The 23,004-nt window shown below is 55.6% G+C and carries 23 protein-coding genes; 9 read left to right on the plus strand and 14 right to left on the minus strand.

The window, feature by feature from the left end:
• Positions 1 to 80: 80 nt before the first annotated feature.
• On the plus strand, positions 81 to 902 hold the full coding sequence (locus AAEY27_RS19670) for an AraC family transcriptional regulator (RefSeq protein WP_342322473.1): 822 nt from the start codon (positions 81 to 83) through the stop codon (positions 900 to 902).
• A gap of 121 nt (positions 903 to 1,023) precedes the next feature.
• Positions 1,024 to 1,992, plus strand: a complete 969-nt coding sequence (locus AAEY27_RS19675; protein ID WP_342325647.1) for a DMT family transporter — start codon at positions 1,024 to 1,026, stop codon at positions 1,990 to 1,992.
• Positions 1,993 to 1,999: 7 nt separating this feature from the next.
• On the opposite strand, the gene AAEY27_RS19680 is transcribed toward AAEY27_RS19675, so the two are convergent.
• The 3 genes from AAEY27_RS19680 to AAEY27_RS19690 are packed head-to-tail and all read right to left on the minus strand — an operon-like array spanning position 2,000 to position 6,111.
• The gene (locus tag AAEY27_RS19680) at positions 2,000 to 3,787 is read right to left on the minus strand and encodes an aryl-sulfate sulfotransferase (RefSeq protein WP_342322474.1); all 1,788 of its coding nucleotides are present in this window, start codon (positions 3,785 to 3,787) and stop codon (positions 2,000 to 2,002) included.
• A 21-nt stretch (positions 3,788 to 3,808) separates the two neighbouring features.
• Positions 3,809 to 4,546, minus strand: coding sequence for an ABC transporter ATP-binding protein (locus tag AAEY27_RS19685; protein WP_342322475.1), 738 nt, complete (start codon positions 4,544 to 4,546; stop codon positions 3,809 to 3,811).
• Positions 4,543 to 6,111: an ABC transporter permease gene (locus AAEY27_RS19690; protein WP_342322476.1), complete on the minus strand. Its 1,569-nt coding sequence runs from the start codon at positions 6,109 to 6,111 to the stop codon at positions 4,543 to 4,545. The genes AAEY27_RS19685 and AAEY27_RS19690 overlap by 4 nt, the downstream gene beginning before the upstream one ends.
• 220 nt (positions 6,112 to 6,331) lie before the next feature.
• Here AAEY27_RS19690 and AAEY27_RS19695 point away from each other — a divergent pair, with 220 nt between their 5' ends.
• Positions 6,332 to 7,399, plus strand: a complete 1,068-nt coding sequence (locus tag AAEY27_RS19695; RefSeq protein WP_342322477.1) for an ABC transporter substrate-binding protein — start codon at positions 6,332 to 6,334, stop codon at positions 7,397 to 7,399.
• On the opposite strand, the gene AAEY27_RS19700 is transcribed toward AAEY27_RS19695, so the two are convergent.
• The gene (locus AAEY27_RS19700) at positions 7,396 to 8,340 is read right to left on the minus strand and encodes a LysR family transcriptional regulator (protein WP_342322478.1); all 945 of its coding nucleotides are present in this window, start codon (positions 8,338 to 8,340) and stop codon (positions 7,396 to 7,398) included. The genes AAEY27_RS19695 and AAEY27_RS19700 overlap by 4 nt on opposite strands.
• 156 nt (positions 8,341 to 8,496) lie before the next feature.
• Positions 8,497 to 10,152 (minus strand): methyl-accepting chemotaxis protein, encoded by a 1,656-nt coding sequence (locus AAEY27_RS19705; RefSeq protein ID WP_342322479.1) that lies wholly within the window; start codon positions 10,150 to 10,152, stop codon positions 8,497 to 8,499.
• A 274-nt stretch (positions 10,153 to 10,426) separates the two neighbouring features.
• Between AAEY27_RS19705 and ytfE the strand changes: the two genes are divergently transcribed.
• Entirely contained in the window at positions 10,427 to 11,092 is a 666-nt protein-coding gene (gene ytfE / locus AAEY27_RS19710) for an iron-sulfur cluster repair protein YtfE (protein WP_342322480.1), read from the plus strand.
• A gap of 60 nt (positions 11,093 to 11,152) precedes the next feature.
• Here the strand turns inward: ytfE and cycA are convergent, their stop codons facing one another.
• Positions 11,153 to 12,565 carry a D-serine/D-alanine/glycine transporter gene (cycA, locus tag AAEY27_RS19715; protein WP_342322481.1) on the minus strand — a complete coding sequence of 471 codons (1,413 nt, stop codon included), beginning with the start codon at positions 12,563 to 12,565 and terminating at the stop codon, positions 11,153 to 11,155.
• Between the two features lie 295 nt (positions 12,566 to 12,860).
• Positions 12,861 to 13,481, minus strand: a complete 621-nt coding sequence (gene fklB / locus AAEY27_RS19720; RefSeq protein WP_342322482.1) for an FKBP-type peptidyl-prolyl cis-trans isomerase — start codon at positions 13,479 to 13,481, stop codon at positions 12,861 to 12,863.
• 263 nt (positions 13,482 to 13,744) lie between these two features.
• Between fklB and AAEY27_RS19725 the strand changes: the two genes are divergently transcribed.
• The gene (locus AAEY27_RS19725; protein ID WP_342322483.1) at positions 13,745 to 14,386 is read left to right on the plus strand and encodes a LysM-like peptidoglycan-binding domain-containing protein; all 642 of its coding nucleotides are present in this window, start codon (positions 13,745 to 13,747) and stop codon (positions 14,384 to 14,386) included.
• A gap of 13 nt (positions 14,387 to 14,399) precedes the next feature.
• On the opposite strand, the gene AAEY27_RS19730 is transcribed toward AAEY27_RS19725, so the two are convergent.
• The 5 genes from AAEY27_RS19730 to rpsF form a co-directional block, all read right to left on the minus strand.
• Positions 14,400 to 15,329 (minus strand): DMT family transporter, encoded by a 930-nt coding sequence (locus tag AAEY27_RS19730; protein WP_342322484.1) that lies wholly within the window; start codon positions 15,327 to 15,329, stop codon positions 14,400 to 14,402.
• A 166-nt stretch (positions 15,330 to 15,495) separates the two neighbouring features.
• Entirely contained in the window at positions 15,496 to 15,945 is a 450-nt protein-coding gene (gene rplI, locus AAEY27_RS19735) for a 50S ribosomal protein L9 (RefSeq protein WP_342322485.1), read from the minus strand.
• 41 nt (positions 15,946 to 15,986) lie between these two features.
• A complete protein-coding gene (gene rpsR / locus AAEY27_RS19740; RefSeq protein WP_000135199.1) occupies positions 15,987 to 16,214 on the minus strand; it encodes a 30S ribosomal protein S18 in 228 nt (75 codons plus the stop codon).
• 4 nt (positions 16,215 to 16,218) lie between these two features.
• The gene (gene priB, locus AAEY27_RS19745) at positions 16,219 to 16,533 is read right to left on the minus strand and encodes a primosomal replication protein N (protein ID WP_288881485.1); all 315 of its coding nucleotides are present in this window, start codon (positions 16,531 to 16,533) and stop codon (positions 16,219 to 16,221) included.
• A 6-nt stretch (positions 16,534 to 16,539) separates the two neighbouring features.
• Entirely contained in the window at positions 16,540 to 16,935 is a 396-nt protein-coding gene (gene rpsF / locus AAEY27_RS19750; protein ID WP_039055524.1) for a 30S ribosomal protein S6, read from the minus strand.
• Between the two features lie 345 nt (positions 16,936 to 17,280).
• Between rpsF and AAEY27_RS19755 the strand changes: the two genes are divergently transcribed.
• Positions 17,281 to 17,553, plus strand: coding sequence for a DUF1471 domain-containing protein (locus tag AAEY27_RS19755; protein WP_342322486.1), 273 nt, complete (start codon positions 17,281 to 17,283; stop codon positions 17,551 to 17,553).
• 47 nt (positions 17,554 to 17,600) lie between these two features.
• Here the strand turns inward: AAEY27_RS19755 and yjfP are convergent, their stop codons facing one another.
• The gene (gene yjfP / locus AAEY27_RS19760) at positions 17,601 to 18,350 is read right to left on the minus strand and encodes an esterase (protein ID WP_342322487.1); all 750 of its coding nucleotides are present in this window, start codon (positions 18,348 to 18,350) and stop codon (positions 17,601 to 17,603) included.
• Between the two features lie 186 nt (positions 18,351 to 18,536).
• Between yjfP and bsmA the strand changes: the two genes are divergently transcribed.
• The 3 genes from bsmA (at position 18,537) to AAEY27_RS19775 (ending at position 21,376) form a co-directional block, all read left to right on the plus strand.
• Positions 18,537 to 18,866 carry a biofilm peroxide resistance protein BsmA gene (gene bsmA / locus AAEY27_RS19765; RefSeq protein ID WP_342322488.1) on the plus strand — a complete coding sequence of 110 codons (330 nt, stop codon included), beginning with the start codon at positions 18,537 to 18,539 and terminating at the stop codon, positions 18,864 to 18,866.
• 119 nt (positions 18,867 to 18,985) lie between these two features.
• On the plus strand, positions 18,986 to 19,273 hold the full coding sequence (gene yjfN, locus AAEY27_RS19770; protein ID WP_342322489.1) for a DUF1471 family protease activator YjfN: 288 nt from the start codon (positions 18,986 to 18,988) through the stop codon (positions 19,271 to 19,273).
• Positions 19,274 to 19,441: 168 nt separating this feature from the next.
• Positions 19,442 to 21,376, plus strand: coding sequence for a methyl-accepting chemotaxis protein (locus AAEY27_RS19775; protein WP_342322490.1), 1,935 nt, complete (start codon positions 19,442 to 19,444; stop codon positions 21,374 to 21,376).
• Here AAEY27_RS19775 and AAEY27_RS19780 read toward each other — a convergent pair.
• The gene (locus tag AAEY27_RS19780) at positions 21,373 to 22,992 is read right to left on the minus strand and encodes an isovaleryl-CoA dehydrogenase (RefSeq protein ID WP_342322491.1); all 1,620 of its coding nucleotides are present in this window, start codon (positions 22,990 to 22,992) and stop codon (positions 21,373 to 21,375) included. The two genes, AAEY27_RS19775 and AAEY27_RS19780, sit on opposite strands and share 4 nt — an antisense overlap.
• Positions 22,993 to 23,004 lie beyond the last annotated feature (12 nt).

Consider the following 23,004-nt stretch of genomic DNA (forward strand, 5'->3'; position numbering starts at 1 on the left):
AGGTTACAAATTGGTTAATTTTTGTGGCCTGCTGCCGGATCATCCTGAATAATAACGGTCTTGCCCGGTGGAGGATGAGTGTGGAAGGCGTACCAGAACAGTTTACTGATGAGAAAGATCGCGCGAGTTTTCGCCATCTGGCCATGCTGCCGGGCGTTGAGCTGTATCATGCGCATATTTCTCGCTACGCCTTTGAACCACACACCCACGAAGCGTTTGGCATTGGCGCGATTGAAGCCGGTGCCGAACGTTTTCGCTATCGCGGCACGCAATATGTCGCGCCGGCAAATTCCGTTGTCACCATGAACCCTGATGAGTTACACACTGGCGAAGCCGAAGGCGCAGACGGCTGGCGCTATCGCATGGTGTACCTCGATCCCGATTTTCTCGAACAGGTCACCGGCATCCGCCACTGGTGGTTTAGCGATGTCACACGCATTGATCCGCTGCGCAGCCAGCAGATCTGCACGCAGATCCACGGTCTTTGGCACACCGACGATCCGTTAACACAGCAAGGGATTCTGCTGAATTTGATCGATACGTTCCGTCCGCTGGCGCACCATGCGCCGCAACGACAGGAAGGTGCGCACCGCTTCGAACGGGTGCGCGATTATCTGCACGACAACTATATGCGCAGCCTGACGCTTGATGAACTGGCGAACGTCGCGGCGCTCAGCCCGTATCACTTCCAGCGCCAGTTCAAGGCGCATTTTCACGTCACTCCCCACCAGATGTTGATGGCCATTCGCCTATGGCGCGCCAAACAATTCCTCACCGAGGGGATGCCAGCCGCTGCGGTCGCCGCCGTTACCGGCCTTACCGATCAGTCCCATCTCACCCGCGCTTTCACCCACCGTTATGGCATCACACCCGTGCGTTACCAAAAACAGGTAAGAAAATAGTAAAGAAAAAGTAAAGAAACGGTAAAACTGGAGTAAGGCACCAGTAAGGCAATCTCATACAATATTTCCGCACGTCGTTTTCCTAAACTGCTGCGGAACGATACATATGATGGATGAACCGATGATTAGTGGTGTCTTGTATGCCCTGTTAGCAGGTCTGTTATGGGGGTTAGTATTTGTCGGACCGTTGATCGTGCCGGATTACCCGGCGGCGGTCCAATCCACCGGGCGCTACCTTGCCCTTGGCATTATCGCCCTGCCGCTGGCATGGCTAGGTCGCGAACGCTTGCGCCAGCTCACCCGCAAAGACTGGCTGACCGCCACGTGGCTATCGGTGGTGGGTAATCAGATCTATTACATTTGCCTGGCGAGCGCGATAAAGCGCACGGGCGCGCCAATCTCAACGATGATTGTTGCAACGTTGCCGGTGGTGATCCCGATCTGCGCGAACCTCCTTTATAGCCATCGTGATGGCAAACTCGCCTGGCGTCGGCTGGCGCCTGCCCTTACTTTCATTGCCCTTGGTCTGGCGTGTGTGAATATCGCCGAACTGCGCCACGGGTTGCCGAACTTCAGTTGGTGGCGTTACGGCTCGGGGATCGCGCTGGCGATTGCCACCGTTGTTTGTTGGGCGTGGTATGCGCTGCGCAATGCCAGCTGGCTGCGGGAAAACCCGGACAAAAATCCGATGATGTGGGCCACGGCGCAGGCGCTGGTCACACTGCCGGTGTCGCTGGTAGGTTATCTCGCGGTCTGTTTGTGGCTCGGCGTGCAACAACCCGATTTTGACCTGCCGTTTGGCCCGCAACCGCTGGTGTTTATCACCCTGATGTTCGTGATAGCCGTGTTCTGCTCGTGGGTCGGGACGCTGTTCTGGAACATCGCCAGCCAGCGATTGCCGACGGTGATTGTCGGCCCGCTGATTGTTTTCGAAACCCTCGCCGGGCTGCTGTATACCTTTATGTTGCGCAAAAGTGTGCCGCCGCTGCTGACACTTTGCGGCATCATTTTATTGGTCGGCGGCGTGGTCTACGCGGTGATGGCGAAACCAGAGAAAGTCAGCGTGACCCCGGTGGGAGATGCAAGGTAACGTGCCGCTACAGCGCCTCGCTGCGTAACCATCTGAGCAGGCTCTCAACCGACGTACTGGATGGCGCTCGCGCCACGGGCTGACCTTGCTTCAACAGCAGTAGCGTCGGCAAGCCGCGCACGCCAAGCTGCGTCGCCAACGCCGGGTAACGGTCAGCATCCAGGTAGCGCGTGGGGAGCGAGTTAATCTGGCCAGCGAGCTGCGGATGATTAAGCTGTTGCCATAACCCACGGCAATGCACGCAGCGTTCTGCACCGATAAACAGCAACATCGGCTGCTCACTGTGCAGATCCGCGTTTTCGCTGACGGGCAAGAACGCGCTTTGCGCGACCCGGAACAATTTCGGGCTGCGCAGCAGCGAATCGTTATCAGTGGCAATGCATAGCGCGTCGGCACTTTTGCTGTACGCCTGAACGCCTGCCACGCGCACCACACTTTGCGCAGGCCCAGAGGGCGCGGCGCCTGGCTGGCGCAGCGTTCGCACATCAACGGCATCAATCGGTGTTTCAAGCGGCTGCGTTAATTGTGGGATCCAGGCATAAGGCACGCGGTAGGCGCGATAAACCATATTGTTGTTCAGCGTCTTACCCCAGAACGGCGAGACATATTCCCAGACAATCTCGTGGTCGCGGGTTACTTCGAAAATGCGCCCGTTCGAACCTTCGTTAATCAGCGTATTGCCGTTTTCCAGCCGCTGAATGTTGCTGATATAGGGGCTATAGAAACGGGACGAATCCGTCGGATGGGGAATGTTGGCCTCATATGGCGAATAACGCCATTCAATATCCAGCGTCTGCGGGTTGATCTCCAGAATGCGGGAATAGTCGCGCCAGGCATTTTTTACCCCATCCGCCGACGCGGGATTCGGCGCGCCGTAGCCCGCCCAACCGCCGTTATCAAAGACCAGAATATTACCTGCGCCTGGTAACCCCTGCGGGATCATATGCGCATGATGCTGGCCGATTATCCAGCCCAGGTGCTTCAGTTCAGGTTTGCTGTAATCCGGGCCAATCTGCCAGACGATGTTGCCGCTTTGCTTATCGGTAATGGCGATGATGTTGGATTCACGGGCGTCCCAGATAATATTATCCGGGTGGAAACGACGGTCACCGGCATCGAACCACGGATTCGGCCCCAGCGCTGACATTGAGTTGATGTGCATCCAGTCGCCCATCCCGCCACCGCTTGCCCGCATATTGGGGTTATTGCGCAGTGCGGTTCGCGCCGCCTCGTCAAAACCCAACTCGTGAAAATGGTCGCTACAGCGCCACTCCCAAATAACATTGCCTTGCCAGTCAACCTCAATGATGGTGTCGTCGAGCAGCACCTGGTCGGAAATGGCCTCGTTCACTAAATTGGTGTGCGCGAGAATCAGCGTGTTTCCACCTTCGACTTGCGGCTCCAGCCCCGGCGCGTAATAACCCACCGGGTTTCCGGCACGCTGATAATCATGGTGCGCGCGCGCCATCCAGCGCGTCGCATTTCCGGGGTCGCTGACCTGCTCATAACGTTCGAATTTCCAGGTCACATTGCCTTCCCAGTCCACCTGAATCAGATCCAGCATATCCTGCATACCGTAGCGCGGATCGCGCTCGCCGCTGTGGCCGATAATCGCCCCGCCGGGCAGAATTTTATTCGGAAAACCATGCAGTTGCGGCCATTCACGCACCACAGTGCCATTCATATCAATCAGTACCGCGCCGTGTTCGGCGGCCTGAAAAACGGTGTAGCCGCTCCAGGCGCGTTGCGGATCGTAAAGTGTCGCGCCGGTCGGATAAACAGAAGGGTGTCCCATAGAATGCTCCTTAGAAAGCCATCAGGCGGAAGTGATCGCAGTACGAATCTGGCGACAGGCGGCGGTGAAATGCGCGTTATCACGCTGGCGTGGATGGGAAAGCGATAGCGTAACCACTTCACGGATCTTGCCCGGACGTGGGGAAAGCACCACCACCCGATCGGCCAGCGTGACCGCTTCTTCCACATCGTGCGTGACCAGTAGCGTCGTCGTTCCGGCGCTGCGATGAATGTGCAGTAATTCCTGCTGTAAGGTGTGGCGCGTTAACGCATCCAGCGCGCTGAAGGGTTCGTCGAGCATCAGGATTTGCGGCTGCGCGATAAGCCCGCGTGCGATAGCGACGCGCTGCGCCATGCCACCGGAAAGTTGCGACGGCAATGCGTCGGCAAAATCGGTCAGTTGTACTCGCGCTAGCATCTGCTGCGCCCGCTGGCGCTTTTCCGCCCGGCTGATTTTCTCGTCTGCCAGCCCCAGCATCACGTTGTCGAGCACGTTCAGCCACGGAAACAGCCGAGGCTCCTGAAACACGATGCCGCGCTCTTTGCCAATGCCGGTGACCGGTTCACCATTGACGCAGATTTCACCCTGTGAAACCGCTTCAAGGCCAATCAACATACGCAGAAGCGTTGATTTGCCGCAGCCGCTGCTGCCCACCAGCGCCACCAGTTCGCCGCGGGCGATATCAAGGGTGAAATTTTGCAGTGCCGTCACCTGCTGCCACGATTTGCGTACGTGGCTAAATGAAACTGAAGGGATCATGGTTGCTCCTGTTGACGCCAGCGAGTGGCGCGGATTTCCAATACACGCCCGCCTTTATCCAGCGCCGCCCCGGTGATGCCAACCAGAATCATGCCGCAGAGAATGGTGGGCATATCCAGCAGTTGCTGAGCATTGATCATTAAGCTGCCGATGCCCGTGCCGGAGGCCATAAAATATTCAGCGCCGATATTGCCAAGCCAGGCGTAGATCAGCGCCAGCCGTAATCCCGCGAAAATCCCCGTTGCTGCCCCCGGCAAGATAAGCTGGCGTAAGCGGGCGAATCCCCGCAGTCGTAGCACTTTCGCCACTTCGTCCAGTTGAGGGTTGCGCTGGTTAACTGCCTGCAATGTGCTGAAAAACATAGGGAAGAATGACGCCAGCGCGATAAACACGATTTTGCCGCCATTATCGTTACCCACCCATGCTGTCAGCAGAGGCAGCCAGGCAAACAGCGCAATATGTCGCAGCACATTGAGCGTGGGGGTGAAGATCTGCCCGGCGCGAGGCCAGAGCGCTAGCAGCAGGCCACAGAGCAGCCCGGCAGTGATACCAAGCATGCCGCCGCTAACGGTACGGGCGAAACTCGCCAACATTGCTGAAATCAGTTCGCCATTGATCGTGCCCTGCATAAAACGCTGAGCCACCGCCAGTGGTGAAGAGAACAGCGTGGCGTCGATCCAGTGCCTCTGGCTGGCAAGCTGCCACAGTGCCACCAACAAAACCGGCAGTTGCAGCGCGCGCCAGGAGGCTTGCGGTTTCCACGCCCGGTGTCCGGTCGCCGGTTGCGGCCAAAACACCCAGCGGTCATACAGGCGATTCGCCGCCCACTCCATTAACAGCCCGCTCAGCCCCACCACCGCAATGGTGACGAAAACAATATCTAGCTGAAATAACTGGCGGCCCCAGACCATCAGGTAACCAATACCTTCGGACGACGCGAGCAGTTCGACCACAATCAATGACACCCACGCCTGCGCAAGCGCCAGACGCAGGCCGGTAAACCAGCCCGGTAAACTGGCGGGGAGCACCAACCAGCGCAGGCGCTGACAGCGGGAAAAGCGCATGACTTTCGCGGCTTCACCAAGCGTGTGCGGCACACAGCCCACCGCGTGTTGGGTGTTGATGGTCATCGGCACGATGGTGGTTTTGATGATCACCGCCAGCTTGATGCCGTTATCAATACCGAACAGCACCATAAACAGCGGGATCCATCCGAGGGTGGGGATCTGTGCGAGCGCAAAAAAGAGTGGCTCCACACGCTGCGCGACGGCAGGCACCAGGCCGAAGAGCGCACCCAACAGCGTGCCCGCCGCAACGCCGAGCAACAACCCGACAGCCAGGTGCTGAAGGCTAACGCCCCATTGCGCCAACAGATCGCTGCCAAGCAGCGACAATGCGGTCTCACCGACCGTCACTGGTGCCGGCAATATCTGCGCGGGCATCCACTGCTGTGCCGCCGCAAAATGCCACAGCAGCGCGAGCAGCGCAGGCAACAGCAGCGGCCAGCCCGTGAGCGTGACCGGCGGCCAGGCCATTGCGCCTCTTTTCAGGGTAATCAGCGACATAGCGGTTCACTCCGTTGAAGTCATGCCGCTATCAAAACGGTCTTTCCCCATTCTGTCATTGCGTTTACTGAATACTCCCGATGCAACAAATGCATTTCGCTCTGCTGCGCCCGGAACCGCCGGTTTAGCTTATTTTTGCCTTTCTTCTGCGAATAAAAGTATTTAACAGCCTGCCCTTCGCCTCTTTAGGGTGAGAAAAAACGCAGGAGAGCAACCCGTTATGATGAAAGTATTTTTTACCCGCGCGGCAGGAGCGTTGCTGGTACTGGCCAGCGTGCTCGCCAGTGCGCAGGCCGAGACGCTGCGCACGATCCGCATTGGCGTACCGGACCAAAGCGCAGGCAGCAAACCCTTTATTGGCGGCCCGATCGGCATGGCGTATATGCGCCATCAACTGGAGGACGTATTCAAACCGCAGGGCGTGGAAGTGCAGTGGCAATTCTTCAAAGGTGCCGGTCCGGCAGTCAACGAAGCGCTGGCCAATAAGCAGCTTGATTTCGTTTACTTAGGCGATCTCGCGGCAATCATTGGTAGGTCCAGCGGGCTACCAACGCGCTTACTGCTGGGTAGCCGCGGCTCTGAATCGTACCTTGCGGCCCGTCGGGCTTCCGGCATCAAAACACTTTTAGATCTGAAAGGTAAACGGGTGAGCGTTTATCGCGGTACGGCCGATCAGTTAGCATTTGACCGCGCCTTGCAAAGTGCCGGGCTGAGCGAGCGTGATTTGCAGGTAATCAATCTGGACTGGAATGCAGGCAAAGCGGCGCTGGCGGCGGGACGTGTGGATGCGGTCTGGGGCGGTGTTTCTCTGCTGGCGCTGCGCAGTGACAAAATCGATATTGTGTTAAAAAGCGGTGACCTGGGCCGCCAGCACACCACGCAGGCTGGCTTCCTCGGTAGCGACGCATTCATTCAAACATGGCCGCAGGCGACGCAACAGATAGTGGATGTGCTGGTAAAAAATGCGGCAGAAATCAGCGATCCCGCCAGGCGTGAAAGCTGGGCGACAGAAATGGCGCAGCAAAGCCAAATCCCGCAGGCATTGTTTCTGGAAGAGTTAATGCCGCAGAGTCTCAACTTTGATAACTCACCGCGCATCGACCGCTTCCTGCGCGCAAGCTTCACCCGTAGCGTGGAACAGGCGCAATCCGGGCGTTTGATCCGCAGCGCTTTCGATGTCGACAAGTGGGAAGCAGGTAAGTTTGTCGAACAGGCATTGAAAACGCTGCATCTGGAACAGCAGTGGCCGCATTATGACGAGCACGGTCAGGCGCAGAACGCCGGTTAACGTTCTTCGTCCTGCGCTAACAGCGTGAGCTGATGCTGACGGTCGGTGTGCAGAATGATATCAATCAGTTTTTCCACCAACGGCGGCTGTACCGCGTGAACCGGAGAGATAATCGCAAACCGGGTCTGCATCAACCGCCACTCTTCAGGCAAATCGCTTAACTCCAGTTTGACCAGTTGATGGCTGTGCCGACAAAGCGCGAAGCCATCTTCGCTGGCAAAGCTGACAGCCTGGGTACTGGCGAGTGTGGAAAGCAGCGCATAGATATGATCGCATTGAATGGCGGGCGCAAAATCTTGCTGCTGGCTGAGTGTTGCCAGCACTTTACGCACGCCTGGCGGTAAATAGGGCGCGGCAAACGGGTAACGCAACAGCGCCTGTAATGAAATCTGCCCCTGTTGCGCCAGAGGGTGGTTGGCATGGCAGATAAAAAAGCAGCGTTGCGGGCTAAGGGGCTGTACGCGCAATTGCGGATCCAGCTCGGCTTGCCAGCTATCCGCCACCACAAAAGGATACTGCTGGGTGGTGAGCGCATTGTGTAGGGCAAACCAGTTTTCTACCTGAAAGCGCACGCGGGCCTGCGGTGTCTGGCGGTGGAATTCGCCAACGGCAGCCGGGATCAGCCGCGCCGCCGGTGCCGGACCGCAGCCGAACGTGACTTCGCCGTTTTGACTGTCATCCGCTTCGCGAAGCTGGCTACTCAGCTCACTGTTCAATTCCTGAAAGCGCCGCGCATAGGGCAACAATTTTTGCCCGTGCGGCGTGAGCGTTAATAGCCTGCTTTGCCGGTCAAACAGCAGATGGCCGACGCTTTGCTCCAGCGACTGAATACTGCGGCTGAACGCGGATTGCGACAGGCATACGGCCTCAGCCGCGCGAATAAAGCTGCCATATTCAACTAACGCCACAAAATTGCGCAGCTGGCGAAAATCCAGGTGCATAGTTTCGCCTCAAAATCTGATGTGTCAGACAAAGTACTTGAGGGGCGAGCTGATGCGCAACAAGGGCATGATGAGGATCTTTCACCTCACAGGATTATCAGGTCTTAGATGTTAAAAAACCCGGCGAGCGCCGGGTTGGGTGTACTGAAACGAGGATTAGAAGGTTTCCCAGTTCGCTTCGTTGAAGTTTTCCGGCGCTTTCGCTTTCGGTTTGCTAACTGGCGAAAGCTGCACGTTGCTCTTTGCACTGCGGGTACGGTTGATTTTGAACACCGCGACTGTTTCGTTCAGGCGAGCAGCCTGCTCTTCCAGCGCACCGGCCGCCGCAGCGGATTCCTGCACCAGCGAGGCGTTCTGCTGGGTTACGCGATCCATTTCGGCCACCGCCTGGCCAACCTGATCAATCCCGCGGCTCTGCTCATCAGACGCGGAGGAGATTTCGCCCATGATGTCCGTCACGCGGGTGACTGCGCTGACGATCTCCGCCATGGTTTCCCCGGCTTCGTGGACCAGTGCGGCACCGGCATCCACGCGATTACCGGAATCTTCAATAAGGCCTTTGATCTCTTTCGCCGCCTGCGCGCTGCGCTGCGCAAGTGTGCGTACTTCACCGGCAACCACGGCGAACCCACGGCCCTGCTCGCCTGCACGTGCGGCTTCAACGGCGGCGTTCAGTGCCAGGATGTTGGTCTGGAAAGCGATACCGTCGATAACGTTGGTGATCTGCGCGATTTTGCTGGAGCTGGCGGCGATTTCGTCCATGGTTCGCACCACGCCATCCACCACCTGACCGCCTTTTTTCGCGGTACCGGACGCATTGAGCGCCAGTTGCGTTGCCTGGCGGGCGTTATCGGCGTTCTGTTTCACCGTGGCGGTCAGCTGTTCCATGCTGGCGGCGGTCTCTTCCAGAGAAGCGGCCTGCTGCTCGGTACGGGAAGAGAGATCGTTGCTGCCCGCTGAAATTTCACCGGCGCCGGTATAAATGGTGTCTGCGCCGTCGCGCACCACGCTCACGGTTTTCACCAGCGACTGCTGCATTTCCTGCACGTTCTGCGCCAGCAGCGCCATTTCGTTTTTGCCTTCCGCGTTGATTTGATGCGTCAAATCACCGGTTGCGATATGGCGAATGTGGCCCATCACGTCATGCAGCGGTTTCAGCAGCACGCGCTGCATTGCCACCCAGCTCATGATAATGACGATCAACACAATCAGCATCACCGCGCCCAGAATCCACATGATGCGTTGGTAGTCTTTTTCGTTCTGCGTCACACCTTCGTTGGCCAGCACGGTTTGCGCATCACGCCAGGCGCGATAGCTCTTTTGCATCGCAACCTGTTTCTGCTCCGCGTTCTGGCGGAACATATCGTCCAGGTTACCGGCCAGCAGCAGACGGTTCATTTCCGTCAGCGTAGCGTGATAGACGCCGTATTGGGTTTCCAGATCGTTGGAGAGGTCTTTGTCCAGCCCCGGCGTTTCCGGAATCGCTTTGTATTTCTCAAAATGCGCTTGCGCCGAGTTCAGCAAATCGGTGGCGGATTTCGCCAGTTCGCTGAGTTGCCCGCCATTGATCTGGCTGGCGGTGCTGCTTTGCAGGCGCAACATGCCGCGGTTCAGCGTGACACGCGCCTGGTTAAGGCTGATCCACGCGTCGGTGAATTCGGAAACGTTCTGGCTGGAAACCTGAGAAACGTTAAAGTTGTTTTTGTCAGTATTAAGCGCATTGATGAAGACGCCAGCCGAAATCAGCTGCATCGCGCCTAATACAATTAACACCATGATTAATAAAGTAATAACTTTGATACGCTTGAACATCGTTGGCCTTTATTGTGTGCAGGATATTGTCTGAAGTCTTTGTATCGGCAGCGACTGGAAGTTGTTTAATTCTGCAACATGGCTTTATCCAAAACTTTCCAGAAATATCACTTGTATTCAACATGTTAAACGCAAAAGATTTTTTGTGACGAATATCACTGTTTTTCATCGAAAAAAAGCATAAGTGGGCTTGCGGTTCCCCGAAAGGGGTATATCATCGACACAAAGATGCATTTAAAATACAACTTATAAATTCAATGATGAGGTCACTACTATGGCTTTCCGCGATCAACCCCTGGGCGAGCTGGCGCTCTCAATTCCGCGCGCTTCCGCACTGTTTCGAAAATACGATATGGATTACTGCTGCGGCGGTAAGCAAACGTTGGAGCGTTCCGCCGCGCGCAAAGCGTTGGATATCGACGCGATTGAAGCAGAGCTGGCAATCCTGGCCGAGCAGCCCATAGACAAAGACTGGCGCGCTGTCGGTCTTGCCGAAATCATCGATCACATCATTGTGCGTTACCACGATCGCCACCGCGAACAACTGCCGGAACTGATCCTGCAAGCCACCAAAGTTGAACGCGTACACGCCGACAAACCCACTGTGCCGCGCGGGTTAACCAAATACCTGACCATGCTGCACCAGGAACTGACCAGCCACATGATGAAAGAGGAGCAAATTCTCTTTCCGATGATCAAACAAGGCATGGGTTCGCAGGCAACGGGACCGATTAGCGTGATGGAAAGCGAACATGATGAGGCGGGCGAACTGCTGGATGTCATCAAACACATCACCCATAACGTGACGCCGCCGCCGGAAGCCTGCACCACCTGGAAGGCGATGTATAACGGCATTAATACGCTGATTGATGATCTGATGGAGCACATCAGCCTGGAAAATAACAATCTCTTCCCGCGTGCCCTCGCAGGCGAAAAGTAAAAAAGACGCCCGAGAGCGTCTTGATTCATGGAAGTTTAGAGCCGCTATGCGGCTCTTTTTTTATGGCTGGCGGTTAGCGAGACGCTTTTTACCGGCATACAGCCAGCCCGCGCCCAGCACGATAAACCACAGCGGGGTGACGATCAGCGCCTGGCGGGTATCCGCTTCCAGCGTCAGCAGCACGACAACAAACGCGAAGAACGCCATGCACACCCAGCACATCACTTTGCCGAGCGGCATTTTGTAGTTGGATTTTTCGTGCAACTGCGGGCGCTGTTTACGGTACACCAGGTACGAGCAGAGGATGATCGTCCAGACAAACATAAACAAGATCGCCGACACGGTGGTGATCATGGTGAACGCGGCAATCGCGCTCGGGTTCACATACAGCATCACCACACCGCCCAGCAGGCAGATGCAGGAGAAGGTCAGTCCCTTCGCCGGAACCGCGCGTTTAGAGAGCTTGCCGAACGCTTTCGGCGCCACGCCGTCCTGTGCGAGGCCAAACAGCATACGGCTGGTTGAGAAGACGCCGCTGTTGGCTGAAGAGGCCGCCGACGTCAGCACCACAAAGTTGATAATGCTCGCCGCCGCCGGAATACCGACCAGCACGAACAGTTCAACAAACGGGCTCTTATCCGGCACCACGGAACCCCACGGCGTGACCGACATAATCACAATCAGCGCGAAGACGTAGAACATAATGATGCGCAGCGGAATCGAGTTGATGGCGCGCGGCAGGGATTTTTCTGGATCTTTGGTTTCCGCAGCAGTAGTGCCGACCAGTTCAATACCGACAAAGGCAAATACCGCAATCTGGAAACCGGCAAAGAACCCGCTGATGCCTTTCGGGAACCAACCGCCGTCATTCCACAGGTGTGTGAAAGAGGCTTCCACACCACTTGGCGAGGTGAAGTGCGTCAGCACCATGCCGACCCCAACGATAATCAGTGCGACGATGGCGACGATTTTGATCATCGCGAACCAGAACTCCATCTCGCCGAACATTTTGACGGTGGCGAGATTAAGGCTCAGCAGCACAACAACCACCGCCAGCGCCGCTACCCAGTCGGCAAGGCCGGGGTACCAGAATTGCGCATAGGCGGTGATGGCCACCACGTCCGCCATGCCGGTCACTACCCAACAGAACCAGTAAGTCCAGCCGGTAAAGTACCCCGCCCATGGCCCTAACAGGTCGGCGGCGAAGTCGCTAAAAGATTTGTATTCGAGATTGGACAGCAGTAATTCGCCCATCGCGCGCATCACAAAGAACAGCATAAAGCCGATGATCATATAGACGAAAATGATCGACGGGCCGGCGAGACTGATGGTTTTGCCGGACCCCATAAACAAACCAGTACCAATCGCGCCGCCGATGGCGATGAGCTGAATATGCCGGTTTGTAAGATTGCGCCGTAGCGACTGTTCAGCCGGAGCCTGTTCGTCGGCGGCGACTTTAACCTGATCTACCATGTTGTATTCCTGTCTGTGTTGTTGGCTCTGCTGGCCTTTTTATTGTTTGATCCGCCCCTTATGGACGCATCGATCTTAGGTAAGAATCGGCAGGATGAATACTCAGAATTAAAACGAATGTTAAATATTTGTTTAAAGTGAGTGTTATATCACCCTGCAAAGGAGAAACAGCTCACAAAAATACACTCGAATAGGCGGTTTGCAAGATAATATATCGGAATTAGTTTTATCAACGAACGATTAGCGTTCTGGAGCACCTCTCCCCTGGCAGAGAGAGGTTTTTAATGCGGGGGAATTACAGGATTTCCAGCAGTTCCACTTCAAAGACCAGCGTGCTGAATGGCGGAATAGATGCGCCAGCGCCACGTTCGCCGTAAGCGAGGTTGTGCGGAATGGTCAGTTCCCATTTGGAACCCACCGGCATCAGGGTCAGGGCTTCAATCCAGCCAGCGATGACGCCGTTAACCGGGAATTCAGCCGGTTCGCCGCGCGCGACGGAGCTGTCAAATACCGTACCGTCGATAAGTTTACCGGTGTAATGCACGCGAACACGGTCGGTACGCGCCGGGATAGCGCCTTCGCCTTGGGTGAGTACGCGGAATTGCAGGCCGGATTCGGTGCTGTTCACGCCATCACGCTCACGGTTTGCGTCCAGAAATTTCACGCCATCTGCGGCCATTTCTTCGAAACGGGAACGACGAACCGCGTCGGCACGTTCGTGGATTTCACGCAGGGCGCGATGGACTACGTCCACTGGCACAGCAGGTTGTTGACCTGCCAGCGCGTCCGCGATGCCCGCGACCAGCGCTTCCGGTAACAGCCCCTCTAACCCGGATTCGCTCAGCTGCTGTCCTACCTGTAAACCAATGCCATAGCTGGCTTGCGCTTCGATCGTGTCAAAAGTTGGGGTTGTCATGGGTTTTCCTTTCATCGCTTTTTAAGGTAGCGCGCAGCATAACAGCCGGGCGTTATTGGATACAACTTTGTCGCAGGAAAGATGACAAATCGCAGGGAAAGAGAAAGAATGCAGCGCGTAAGATAAATCCCTAATTGCGGTCACAAAACGCAGCTTTGCACCACCTTTCATGCAGTTAAAACGGATGGGTGCCTTCCTGTAAGAAGAAAGTGTATATACTCAACGAGACAGGATATTAAATGACGCGGAGCAGGAGGAAAGCCATGCCCGGGCGATTTGAACTGAAACCTACCCTTGCGAAGATCTGGCATGCCCCGGACAATTTTCGCCTGATGGACCCGCTCCCGCCCTTTCACCGTCGCGGCTTAATTCTCGCGGCTTTATTGGTGGTTATCGGTTTTTTGCTACCGTCGACCGACAATAGCGCCCCGCAAACGTCACCAGACGCGCGCGATGCACAGTTCAATCTTCCCGCGTCACAAAACAACGCTGCGGAACAAGCTCCGCCGCCGCCCGTGGTCAGCGAGCCTCAGCAAAACGCGCCCAGCGCGGAAGAGTCGATGCAACAGCAGCAGTCCGTAGAACAGCAACAGCCGCCAGCGGCGCAAAATAATCAGCCGTTGACCTCCCCCACCGGGATTGAGCAGCAATGGCGCACTTATCGGGTTGAAGAAGGCAAAACGCTCGCGCAACTGTTCCGCGATCATAAACTGCCGCCGACGGATGTTTACGCGATGGCGAAAGTGGAAGGCGACGGCAAGCCGCTCAGCAACTTACAAAACGGCCAAATGGTGAAGATTCGCCAGAATGCCAATGGCGTGGTGACAGGCCTGACGATTGAGACCAGCGGTCAGCAGGTGCTGTTCACCCGCCAGCCGGACGGCAGTTTTATCCGCGCACGTTGATGGAACGCGCCGCTTACCCGGCGCGTTTATTGACCCACCAAATCCCCGAACACACCAGCACCAGCGCGACGGCGTATTTAATATCCAGAATATTTTCACCCAGAAAGATGGCGGAGAGCACCGTACCGGCGACCGGCACGACAAAGTTGAAGGGCGCGATCATGCTGACGCGGTTCACTTTCAGTAGCACGCTCCACAAGGCGAAAGCCACCGAAGAGAGCAATGTCAGGTAGCCGAGAACCGCGACAGCCGCCATGCTGTGGACTTCCAGCGTGCCGCCCGTCATATACCCACCTGCTAATAGCGCAATACCGCCGAACGCCAGTTGCCAGCCGGTCATTACCGTGGGATCGACGGTCTGGGAAATGCGTTTGCCATAGAGCGTGGCGGAAGACAAGATAAACGCCGCCAGGATAATGAACCCGTCGCCATTCCAGACAAAACGAAAATCACGCAGGCCACTGTGGAAGTTCACCAGCATCACGCCAGCAAATCCCAAAATACAGCCCAGCGTTTTGTTATAGCTGAGCTTGTCGTTCTGATAGATAAAATGCGCCAGCAGGACGCTAAAAAAGGTGCCGGTTGCATTCATGATCGAGCCATTTACGCCCGTTGTGTACGCAAGGCCAATATAGAAAAACGTGTATTGCAGCGTGGTCTGGGTCAGCCCCAGTATCGTCAATTGCCCGAACTGTGCGCCAGTCAACCTGCCGATGGGCTTACGCTGGGCCAGCGCGAACAGCAGCAATAACGCGCCAGCAAACAGGAAACGGTACCCGGCGAACACCACTTTTGATGGGATATCGTCGGTGGCAATGTGAAAGAGTTCGTAGCCGCTTTTGATAGCAGGATAGGAGCTGCCCCAGAGTAAACAACAGAGGGTGGCGCAGGCGTAAGCAACATTTCGACGAGCAAAAACAGGCGTGGGCAGAGGGGTATCCATGGCAAATCTCAAAGATAAAATTGCGTTTCAATTTATTATCTGAGGATGCAGTGGAAATAGCTACCTTACAAGGGAAAAGAACGAATTCTGGTCGTTATTAACTGATGGTTCTAAAAAGCAAAACGCCGACACAAGGTCGGCGCTTTCGTTATGTCAGAGTAAAAAATTACTCAGCAACAACGTTTACAGTCAGCTTAGCGAATACTTCGCTGTGAACCTGGAAGTCCACTTCGTGCTCACCGGTGGTGCGCAGAACGCCGTTCGGCAAACGAACTTCGCTCTTAGCAACGTTAACGCCAGCTGCAGTTACAGCGTCAGCGATATCGCGAGTACCGATGGAACCGAACAGTTTACCTTCGTCGCCTGCTTTAGACGCGATGGTAACGCTGCCCAGTGCATTGATTTGCTCAGCACGAGCGTTAGCAGCCGCCAGAACGTCAGCCAGTTTGGCTTCCAGTTCAGCGCGACGTGCTTCGAAAAACTCAACGTTTTTCTTGGTAGCCGGAACAGCTTTACCCTGCGGTACCAAGAAGTTACGAGCGTAGCCCGCTTTAACGTTAACCTGATCACCCAGGCTACCCAGGTTTGCTACTTTATCAAGCAGAATAACTTGCATTACCTTATCCTCTCAAAGTCGTATTAATGGACCGTGACCGATTACTGATGACGATCAGTGTACGGCAGCAGGGACAGGTAGCGAGCGCGTTTGATAGCGCGTGCCAGCTGACGCTGATATTTTGCACGGGTACCGGTGATACGGCTCGGGACAATCTTACCGCTTTCGGTGATGTAGTTTTTCAGCGTAGCGATATCTTTATAGTCGATCTCTTGAACGCCTTCCGCGGTGAAACGGCAGAACTTGCGACGACGGAAATAACGTGCCATTTGGCTAGTCTCCAGAATCTATCAATTCAATCTGCTCGGCATGCAGAACCATCTTGCTCAAGCCGTTCTTTGCCTTGTGGCAACTAATGAACCCTTGAACGGTTACTGCGCTACCGACCGTTATACTGTGAGTAATGGCCTGGTTCTCCTGCCCGCTGATTATTACAGGCATTTGGCACCACGCCTGCCGGTGAAAACCGGCTTCCTCCTGCACAGAACGGTGCTCAAGCACGAACTGGCAGTGAGGAATTCCTGAGGGGCTGACCTTTCGAAGCGGCGTCCTGCACACAGTGCCGGACAACACCAGGCGGTTGGCCATCAGTAATTACTCTTCAGAATCCCCAGCATCAGCATCATCTGCGGTTTCGTTTGCGAAATCATCGCGACGCTCACGGCGCTCGTCTTTCGCTTTAACCATCGGAGATGCTTCGGTAACAGCGTGTTTAGTACGCATTACCATGCTACGGATAACGGCATCGTTGAAGCGGAAGTTTGTTTCCAGCTCATCGATCGCTTCCTGCGGAGCTTCAACGTTCAGCAGAACGTAGTGAGCTTTGTGCAGTTTGTTGATCGGGTAAGCCAGCTGACGGCGGCCCCAGTCTTCCAGACGGTGGATCGTACCTTCTGCTGCAGTGATTGCACCAGTGTAACGTTCGATCATGCCCGGAACCTGTTCGCTCTGGTCAGGATGGACCATAAAAACGATTTCGTAATGACGCATCGAATTGCTCCTTACGGATTATTCAGCCTCCTGTCTGGGTCAGCCGAGGCCCGGGGAGGCAAGGAACGTGTTAAAGGTCGGCTGAAAAATTGACGCGTCATAATACTGATCTCCCCAGCCGAACTCAAGGCTCATTGCACAAATAATTCGCACTAAGCGCAAAGTGAAGTGGCCAAGGCGCATTAAAATTAAACAAGACGCATTACGGCAATTTTTTGAACGACAGCATCAGAAATGGTCGCCATACGTTTGAAAGCGAGCGAGTACACTTTTCACAGGCCTCAAAACAAAGGAGGAAAGATGTTCAAAACGTAATATTTAAAAGACGTATCGGAGCACAACATCATGAAATACATCGCAATTATACTCACAACCTTGCTGCTTAGCGCCAACGCCGCAGCGGCAATCGAAATCACCGACCGACAAGCCCGGAGCATGGACGACGTGCACAGTTTAGGCGTTATCTACATCAATCATAACTTCGCCACCGTCAATGAAGCCGAACGGGCACTCAATCAAGAAACTGACGCACAGGGCGCCAAATATTACCGCACCATGCTGACTCACGAGCCATGCAGCAACGGGAATATTCACGCCAGCGCCGCTATTTTCCGCTAATTGTGGGCTTCACGCCTTGCACTGCGGCCCCGCAACAGGGCCGCAACTTACAGATGCCGCGTAAAAAAACTCACCGCAGCTTCCAGCGCCTGCGGGGTAATGCGATGCTTTACCCCGGCTTCCCATTGGAACGTCAGGTGTGCATCCAGACCCGCATCGGCTAACGCTTGCTGCAAGCGGAAAGATTCGCCGGCGGGTACCACATCATCCTGTTCACCATGCCACAGCAAAAGCGGGCGATCAGAGACACGCGCCAGTTGCGAGCCAACCTCCCACTTCGCCAGCGGTGCGAGGATCGTTTCGAATTCTTCTTGCTGCGCGGGGTTAGTGACATCCAGCGGGGGAAAAAGCGTATGGGCAAGCGTGGTGAAATAACCGGAACCCATCAGGCTGGCCACGCAGCGCACTTCCGGGTGATGAGTCATAATGCCGAGCGCCGTCATGCCGCCCATTGAAGCACCGCCCACCGCCAACCGGGAGTTATCAATTAATTCGCGGCGTTGCAGCGCATCGCGCAGCGCGGCAAATTCTTCAATATTGCCCTGTAAGATTTGCCAGAACTGCCGCAAACGCCGCGATTCATCGCCGCTAAAGCGCGCGCCGTGATCCGGTGCATCCGGCATTACCACGCGAAAACCGGCCTGCGCCAGCGCCACGGCAAAATAGCTGTAGACCAGCTTTGAAGAGGTAAAACCGTGGTAAAACACCACGCAAGGCAGCGCCTGCGTCGATTTTCCCGCCGGGAAAGCGTGCAACGTTTCGACACCCGCAAAATGTTCTACTTGAAGCTCAATCATCACACCCTCCTTGATCTATAGTGCTGGTATGCCACTGGCGACTCCACGACGCAAGTCAGAATACGCATAAGCTTTTGGCATCTTGAGAGATAGATTACGCTTTCGGAACACTTTCATTCGAAATCAGTGCTCGGGATAACACTTCGGGAACAATCCCCCAAAGGGAAACTCATCAGGAACTACACTATGGCAATCAGGAGACATGAGAACACGATGCGCGCCTTACTGCCGGTACTGTTTGCTGTTTTGCTCAGTGGCTGTGCCGTGCTGGAAGGTAAACCGCAACCCGCGCCGCCGGTAAGCGATACACCGCAGGAAATTCAGCGTTACCAAACGCGAAGCCTGCAAGAAATCGGCGCCGTAAGCGTGATGGTATCGGGTTCTCCCATGGATGTGGAAGACGCAATTAAAGCCAAAGCCGCCGCCGCGAAAGCCGATTATTACGTCATCATTATGATGGATGACAGCGTATTTCCGGGGCGCTGGTACGGACGCGCCTTGTTATATCGGCAATAGCGAGGTGTTGATTTTAAGGACTTTTACACTGCTTTGCGTCCATTGATGTTCTCCTGTGCACAATTAGATTTCGTATCTGTTGCGCAAGGAAGCCCTGCAATGAATCGGGGTAACGTAAAATGGAGCTGACAATGAAACGATCTCTCGCCATAAACTCGCTGTTACTTTCGTCGGGAATGCTGAATACAACAGCGCAGCCCGCAGAGTTCGCTAGCGCAGACTGCGTGACAGGGTTAAACGAAATCGGTTTGATTTCCGTCAACAATGTCTCAGGAAGCCTCCAGGATGTGGAGCGCGTAATTGCGTTAAAGGCCGATGAACAGGGCGCTTCCTGGTATCGCATCATCCGCATGCAGGAAGAAAAACAGGCTGATTACTGGCGGGTACAAGCTATTTTGTATGCCTGAGCCATTTGAAAAAACCACCAAAATAGGGTGGTTTTTTATACCCCTACATTCATTAAGATTATGTTATCGTAAAGATGCATCGTTGTAGCATTTTGTTACATTGACAAACTAAATGTTGTCCAGTTTGTGCCGTTGAAGGTGGCTGATACCTAAAAAAACGGACACATTATGAGCGCCCTATTTCGTCGCACCGGTCTCGGTGCAAAATTGTCACTGCTGACTGGCGCAAGCGTCGCAACGCTTTTCCTCTTATTTACTTTTCTGATGAGCAATAAAGCCAGCCAACAGCTGGAAACGCTGGCCATGGAAGACCTGCACAATCAGTCCACCGGCGTGGTGGATATGGTTGAAATGTTCAACAGCAGTCTGAGTGAAGAGGTCGAAAGCTACACGCGCTTGTTTAGCAGTTTTCTGCCGCAACCCCTGACCATTGACCCGCAACAACGCCGGGAAATTAACGGCATCGATGTCCCCTTATTCAAAGGCGGCGACACCGAGTTGCACGACAACAACGCCATTCCTGATGATTTCCTCAACCGCACCGGCGCAATTGCGACGCTGTTTGTCCGCAGCGGCGATGATTTTGTCCGCGTCGCGACATCACTGCGTAAAGAGAACGGCGATCGCGCGATTGGCACCAAACTGGATCACGCCAGCCCGGCTTTCGCGCTGGTGATGAAAGGCGATGTCTATCGCGGCCTCGCGCAACTGTTCGGCAAACGCTACATCACCCAATATCAACCGGTGAAAGACGCCAGCGGCAACGTCATTGCCATTCTGTTTGTCGGTGTGGATATCTCCCGTTCCTGGGACGTGATGCGCAATAAAATCCTTGGTCGCAAACTGGGTGAAAGCGGGCATTTCTTCGTTCTCGACCGTAACCCAGGCAAAAATTACGGTAGCTACTTGTTCCACGATACCGATGAAGGCAAACGCCCGCAGTGGGATGAAAATGACCTGCAAACCCTGCTGAAAAACAGCAGCGGGACGCTGGCACGCGAAAGCGCGGATGGACGCACGCTGATGCTTTCCTACACCGCCCTACCCGGCTGGAACTGGACGGTCGTCGGCGAAGTCGACAAAGCGGTATTGCTGCATGATGTCACCACCATGCGCGATCAGTTCCTGATCGCCGGTGCAATTGTTTCCCTGCTGTTCGCCGCCCTGTTTGTGGTGATTATTCGCCGCTGGCTGACGCGCCCGCTGCGCAGCGTGATCGATCTTGCCCAGCAATATGCGGCAGGCGATCTGCGCGCCACGCTCGCTGTCGATCGCCAGGATGAAGTCGGTCAGTTGATCGTGGCGATTAACGGCATCGGCGATGGCCTGCATAAAATTGTGCTGCAAGTACGTGAATCCGCCGCCGAGATCAACCTCGGCACCAACGCGCTGGCTTCTGATAGCAGCGAGATCAGCGAGCAGATCAACAAACAGGCCGCCAGCGTGGAAGAAACCTCTGCCAGCATGGAGCAAATCGCCGCCACTGTGCAGCAAACCGCCGCCAATATGGAGCAAACGCAGCATCTGGTGAATGAAACGACCGAAGCGGTGCAAAAAGGCGGCGACACGGTGGATAACTCTGTCGCCACGATGGAAGATATTCGCGGCGCATCACAGCGGATCGCCGACATTACCCATGTGATCGAGTCCATTGCCTTCCAGACCAATATTCTGGCGCTCAACGCCGCGGTCGAAGCTGCGCGCGCAGGCGAACACGGAAAAGGGTTTGCCGTGGTTGCCCAGGAAGTCCGCGCGCTGGCGGCACGCAGCGCCAACGCCGTGAAAGAGATCGAAGCCTTGATTGGCGATACGTTAAAGAAAGTCGGCGAAGGCCATGCCCAGTCGGAAGCGACGCGCATCGCGATGCAGTCGATCATCAGCCATATGAACAATATCAACCAGTTAGTTCATGAGATTAACCACGCCTCCCATGAGCAATCGGCGGGGATTAATCAGGTGAACCTGGCGATGACGCATATTGGCGATGCGACGCACATCAACGCCGGGCGCGTTTCGCAAAGTGAAGAAACCGCCCGCACGCTGCGGGAGAAAGGCGCACATCTGAGCGAACTGGTGAGCCTGTTCCGCTTAAAAATGGATTAATTCGCCCCACCCGTGGCACGCAGCAGCAGGTCGTTTTTCACCTGTTCGTCGATGGTCGACGTGCCACGGGTATCCAGCATCGTCTCGCACCACGCCTGCGCCATCGGCGGCGACGCATGGCGCAGCATTTGCGCGCCTGCGCCGAGCAGCCAAAGCTGCTGCGCTATCTCCCTTCCCTGCGCTTCATCCGGCTTCGGCAGCCGTTGCTGAAGCTGCTGCCACGCATGGTCGAAATGGCGATCGAGCCCTTTCACCGCCGCAAAATCCTCCGCTAACAACTCCATAATGCCCTGCTGTTTCGCCAGTACGCGCAGCACGTCCAGGCACATCACATTGCCGGAACCTTCCCAAATGCTGTTGACCGGCATTTCCCGATACAGGCGCGGCAGCTCATTGTCTTCGCAATAACCGATGCCACCGAGCACCTCCATCGCTTCGGCAACAAATGGAATCCCCGCTTTGCAGACCGCGAATTTCGCCACCGGCGTAAACAAGCGCGCCCACAGCGTCTCTTGCACATTGCTGCGGCTATCCCACGCGCGGGCGAGGCGAAACAGCAGCGCCGTTTGCCCTTCAAGCTGGAGCGCCATCCGGCTGAGCACTTCACGCATTAACGGCTGATCGACGAGGTTTTTGCCAAACGCCTGCCGCCGGTGCGCGTGGTACAAGGCCACCGAAAAGGCACGACGCATCAAACCGTGGCTGCCGAGTGCGCAATCAAAACGCGTCAGCCCGCCCATTTTCAGGATCTGCCGCACGCCATCGCCCTCTTCGCCCAGCAACCAACCGCTGGCATCGTAAAACTCCGCTTCGCTGCTGGCATTTGAGCGGTTGCCAAGTTTGTCTTTTAAGCGTTCAAGGCGCACGCCGTTGCGCTGGCCGTCGGGCAGAAAACGCGGCACAAAGAAGCAAGAAAGACCACCGTTGGCCTGCGCCAGCACCAGGTGCGCGTCGCTTTGCGGCACGGAAAAGAACCATTTATGCCCCACCAGCCGGTATTCATCGCCGCTTTTTTCCGCCCGCGTGGTGTTGCTCAACACGTCGGAACCACCCTGTTTTTCGGTCATGCCCATGCCGATAAGCAGGCCGCGTTTCTGCCCGCCTGGCAGCATGTGAGGATCGTAACGGTCACTCAGCAACGGTTTAAACCAGTCGCGAAACGGTTTCGGTAACGCCTGTTGCAACAGCGGCGTGGCGGCAAAGGTCATGGTGATCGGGCAAAGCGTGCCAGATTCCACCTGCGCGTGCAGCACAAACCGCGCGGCGCGGGCGACAAACGACCCGGCGCGCGCCTCTTCTTCCCAGGCCAGATTATGCACACGATTGCCGCACAGCCCCTGCATCAGCAGGTGCCAGGCCGGGTGAAAGCGCACGTCATCAAGCCGCTCGCCGGTGGTGTCATAACGCAATAATTCCGGTGGGTTGGCGTTCGCCAGCCGCCCCAGTTCCAGCGATTCCGCCGTGCCCAGCTGCTGACCAATGCTGACGAGTAGCTCGGCGTCCCATGCCGCGCCTTCGCGCATCACCGCTTCGTACAACGGGCGATCGGAAAGGAATAAGTTGCTGTTATGTAAGGGGATAGGTTGATTAAAAACGGTATGTGTTTGCCAGCGCATGCTGTGTCCCTC

The organism is Kosakonia sp. BYX6, assembly GCF_038449125.1.
Classification (GTDB): Bacteria; Pseudomonadota; Gammaproteobacteria; order Enterobacterales; family Enterobacteriaceae; genus Kosakonia; species Kosakonia calanthes.